The organism is Pandoraea sp. B-6, assembly GCF_000282835.1.
GTDB lineage: Bacteria > Pseudomonadota > Gammaproteobacteria > Burkholderiales > Burkholderiaceae > Pandoraea > Pandoraea cepalis.
The window spans coordinates 41,677-44,925 of record NZ_KB290492.1 but is presented as its reverse complement, the minus strand read 5'-3'; the positions used below and the strand labels follow the sequence as shown (position 1 = coordinate 44,925).

Here is a 3,249-nt window from a genome sequence, read left to right as displayed (position 1 = left end):
TCTTGCGGGGCGAGGGCCATGCCAACTCCTTGATGCTGGGTAATGTCTGAAACGGGACGAATCGGGTTGCAACGGACGGAAACCACTCGGGCCGACACTATCCGCCCAGTCTCCTTACGGTTCAGTCGCGAACCAGATCCTGCAGACGGAATCCGGCGATACGGAAGATCTGTCGCAAGCATTCGTCGATCTCGTCCGCCCGGCTGTTTGCAACGCGCGCCGCGAAGTTTTCGATGATGCTGGCACGCGTATGCCCACGCACCGCCAGGATGTAAGGGAACCCGAACTTGGCTTTGTACGCATCGTTGAGTTCGGTCAGCCGCGCAAATTCATCGGCACTGCACTGGTCCAGCCCCGCCCCCGCTTGCTCACGCGTGGACTCGGCCGTCAGTTCGCCTCGCACGGCCGCTTTGCCCGCCAATTCGGGGTGAGCACGGATGAGGTCGAGCTGAGGGCCTTCGCCAGCATCGATGACGGCCTGACACATGGCGTCCTGCAACGCCTCGACGGTGGCAAACGGACGGTCGTCCCAAGCCGCTTCGGCCACCCAAGGCGAATGCTCGAAGATGCCGTCGAGCGCCGCAACGAACTCGGCACGGGGCAACGCCGACAGTTCGGCAACGGTACGTTGGGTCATAGACAACGGGGCGTTCATTCACTGCTCTCCCGGAGAACAAAGGTGGCGCCCCGCCATGCTTTTCGCACAGCCGAGTGACGCCTTTCGGATTCAAATTTCTACCAGTGACCACGCCGGTTCCCAACGTAGCCGCCTCACCCAAATCTGCTCGCTCACGCCGCCACGTACGGATGGCGCGTCTGCCAGTGACGTGCCACGTCGATACGACGACACACCCACACACGATCATGTTTCTCAATGTGATCGAGGAATCGCTGCAACGCCGCAAATCGCCCTGGGCGACCCAGCAAGCGGCAATGCATGCCCACCGACAACATCTTCGGTGCCTCGTCCCCTTCCGCATACAAGACGTCAAACGCATCGCGCAGATAATGGAAGAAGTGATCCGCCGTATTGAAGCCCTGCGGTGCCGCGAAGCGCATGTCGTTGGAATCGAGGGTGTAAGGCACGACAAGGTGAGGCTTGACGTCGCCCGTGCCGGTCCGCACCTGTGTCCAGAATGGCAGGTCGTCGCCATAGTTGTCGGAGTCGTACACGAACCCGCCCTGCTCGACCACCAGACGCCGCGTATTCGGGCTGTCACGACCCGTGTACCAGCCAAGCGGCGCGCTACCCGTCATTGCCTTGAAGAGGTCGATCGCGATGCGCATGTGCTCGCGCTCGGTCGCCTCGTCCATGTTCTGGTAGTGAATCCAGCGCCACCCGTGACACGCGATTTCATGCCCCAATTCCTGAAAAGCGGCTGTCACCTCAGGATGACGCTGCATGGCCATCGCCACGCCAAACACGGTCAACGGAAGCCCGCGGCGCTCGAATTCGCGCAAGATGCGCCACACGCCCGCCCGCGACCCATATTCGTAAATGGACTCCATGCTCATGTGACGCGCTTCGTACGCCGCCGCGCCAATGATCTCGGACAGGAATTGCTCGGACGCGCGATCGCCGTGCAATACACAGTTCTCGCCGCCTTCTTCGTAATTCAGAACGAACTGAACGGCAATGCGCGCACGCCCCGGCCAGTCGGCAAACGGTACGTGACGGCCATAACCGATGAGGTCGCGCGGATAGTCGCTGGAACTTGCAATGTGGCTGGCCATGGTGTCCTGGCATTCGGGGAATGGCGAAATGATCGAAGCAGTGTAGCCAAATCCATCCCGCGGAAACATAGCCAGATTCGGATATTCAGGCTGTGCTTAAACGTATAGTCGCCCCCGCACGGCCCCGCCCGTTCACGCGCGCTCCTTCGCCCGCGCTCATTCGGCACCCTCCCCGCCCGTGGATCTTGGTTGTCGACAAACCCACCAAAAACACCCTCAAATAACGCAAAAAATCACGCAACCTCGCCCAATAGACGTCAATCGACGCAACAACAAAAAAGCACGCCGGGTCGTTGTTTCGACCCGGCGTGCTTTCGCTTGCCGCTATGCCGCTTTACCGAACGCTCAGTCGGCGCTCGCTTGGAAATTACGCGTACAGATAGGGATATCCCGTAAGCGTCAGCGTGACCTGCGCCCCGGATGTCTGCAGTCTAGCCTGTCCGCCCACCGGCAAGGTCAGTTTGTCGGGGCCGTGACCAAACGGCATATCGGTCACGATCGGAATGCCGATCACTTTACGCACGCTTTCGATCATCGCCGGCATGTCGTATCCGTTGTCATATTCGGTCACTCGGTACTGTGAGAAATCCCCAAGCACCAACGCACGTTGACGCGCCAGAATGCCGGACTGATGCAACTGGTACAGCATCCGCTCAACGCGATACGGCGGCTCGTTGACATCTTCGACGAACAACACGCCTCCCTCGATCTGCGGCAGGTACCGGGTACCGATCAGGCTGCAGACCATCGCCAGGTTGCCGCCCCACAAGGTGCCCGACACGTCGATATCGCCGCTCGCCCCATCCCCCAGCCACTGGGCCACGTGACTCGGCGAACGCAATACGGATTGGAATTGCGTCAGGGTGAAATCGCTCAGCGGATCGGCCCCGAAGTCCGCCAGCAACATCGGCCCCGCAAACGTGGTGAGCTGGGCCTGCGCCAACAGTGCCAACTGCACGGCCGTGAAGTCGCTATGACCGATGATGGCGACCGGTGCTCCCGATAACCGGCGATGCAGGCCTTCGTAGTCAAGCTGGTCGAGCAGATGCACGGCGCCATATCCGCCACGCACCGCGAGCACGATCTCGGGCACGGGATGCTCACGCCCCGCCAGCTGGTTGATTTCGGCAACGCGCTCGGCATCGGTTCCCGCAAAGCGCAAGTACCGACGCGCAAGCGCCTCGCGATTGCTGACGGTGTAGCCGAGTCGCTCCAATGTCTCGATGCCGCGCAAGGCGACGTCGGGGTCGGGGGCGTAGCCCGACGGGGCAATCAGTTCGAGAAGCCTGGTCTGCGTCAATTGAGGGATCCCGGTGTTGGGGTTGGGGTCTCGCCCACCGCCTCGGCGGACGCCGACGAGCGACGCGCCTTCGCAGCGGCACGTCGTTCACTGAAGAAGGTCTGGAGAATGTCGACGCACTCGTCGCGCATGACGCCGCCGAGCACTTCGGCATGATGATTGAGCCGAGGTTCCGCGAACAGGTCGACCACGCTGCCGCACGCCCCGGTCTTGGG

At 61.5% G+C, this 3,249-nt stretch carries 3 protein-coding genes and 1 pseudogene; all 4 read right to left on the bottom strand.

The window, feature by feature from the left end; all coding sequences use genetic code 11:
• Positions 1–121 precede the first annotated feature (121 nt).
• Positions 122–643 carry a 2-oxo-4-hydroxy-4-carboxy-5-ureidoimidazoline decarboxylase gene (uraD, locus tag A985_RS0103780; protein WP_026131624.1) on the bottom strand — a complete coding sequence of 174 codons (522 nt, stop codon included), beginning with the start codon at positions 641–643 and terminating at the stop codon, positions 122–124.
• Between the two features lie 146 nt (positions 644–789).
• Positions 790–1,734, bottom strand: a complete 945-nt coding sequence (gene puuE / locus A985_RS0103775) for an allantoinase PuuE (RefSeq protein ID WP_039829837.1) — start codon at positions 1,732–1,734, stop codon at positions 790–792.
• A 367-nt stretch (positions 1,735–2,101) separates the two neighbouring features.
• Positions 2,102–3,034 (bottom strand): muramoyltetrapeptide carboxypeptidase, encoded by a 933-nt coding sequence (ldcA, locus tag A985_RS0103770; protein ID WP_017232078.1) that lies wholly within the window; start codon positions 3,032–3,034, stop codon positions 2,102–2,104.
• Positions 3,031–3,249: pseudogene (locus A985_RS28895) on the bottom strand (tRNA adenosine(34) deaminase TadA); the annotation flags it as partial. The pseudogene A985_RS28895 and the gene ldcA, both read right to left, overlap by 4 nt.